Raw genomic sequence first — 1,190 nt, forward strand, 5'->3', positions numbered from 1 at the left:
TGTCTAAAGAAAAATTTGAACGTACGAAACCGCACGTTAACGTTGGTACTATCGGCCACGTTGACCACGGTAAAACAACTCTAACTGCAGCTATCTGTACTACTCTTGCTAAAGTTTACGGCGGTGTAGCTAAAGACTTCGCATCTATCGATAACGCTCCAGAAGAGCGTGAGCGCGGTATCACAATCGCAACTTCTCACGTTGAGTACGACACTCCAACTCGTCACTACGCACACGTTGACTGTCCAGGACACGCGGACTACGTTAAAAACATGATCACTGGTGCTGCACAGATGGACGGTGGTATCCTAGTTGTTGCTGCGACAGATGGCCCAATGCCACAAACTCGTGAGCACATCCTACTAGGCCGTCAGGTTGGTATCCCATACATCATCGTATTCATGAACAAATGTGACATGGTTGACGATGAAGAGCTACTAGAACTAGTAGAAATGGAAGTTCGTGAACTTCTATCTGAATACGATTTCCCAGGTGATGACCTACCAGTTATCCAAGGTTCTGCACTAGGCGCACTAAACGGCGAAGAGCAGTGGGAAGCGAAAATCGTTGAACTAGCTGAAGCTCTAGATACTTACATCCCTGAGCCAGAGCGTGCGGTAGATCAGCCATTCCTAATGCCTATCGAAGACGTATTCTCAATCCAAGGTCGTGGTACAGTAGTAACTGGTCGTATCGAGCGTGGTATCCTAACTGTAGGTGACGAAGTTGCTATCGTAGGTATCAAGGAAACAACTACTACAACATGTACTGGTGTAGAGATGTTCCGTAAGCTTCTAGACGAAGGCCGTGCAGGTGAGAACGTTGGTGCACTTCTACGTGGTACTAAGCGTGACGAAGTTGAACGTGGTCAAGTACTAGCGAAGCCTGGTTCAATCACTCCACACACTAAGTTCGAATCAGAAGTATACGTACTGTCTAAAGATGAAGGTGGTCGTCACACTCCATTCTTCAAAGGCTACCGTCCACAGTTCTACTTCCGTACAACTGACGTAACTGGTGACATCCAGCTACCAGAAGGCGTAGAAATGGTAATGCCAGGTGACAACGTACAGATGACTGTTGAGCTAATCGCACCAATCGCAATGGACGAAGGTCTACGTTTCGCGATCCGTGAAGGTGGCCGTACAGTAGGTGCTGGTGTTGTTGCTAAGATCTTCGACTAATTCATA

1 protein-coding gene is annotated in these 1,190 nt (G+C 47.2%); it reads left to right on the forward strand.

All coding sequences use genetic code 11. The features are described 5' to 3' along the window. A partial coding sequence (gene tuf, locus LIX84_RS23295) for an elongation factor Tu (protein ID WP_164667183.1) occupies positions 1–1,184 on the forward strand: 1,184 nt, incomplete at its 5' end. Between the last annotated feature and the right edge of the window lie 6 nt (positions 1,185–1,190).

Source organism: Vibrio sp. E14 (assembly GCF_020515785.1).
In the GTDB taxonomy this organism is placed as follows: Bacteria; Pseudomonadota; Gammaproteobacteria; order Enterobacterales; family Vibrionaceae; genus Vibrio; species Vibrio diabolicus.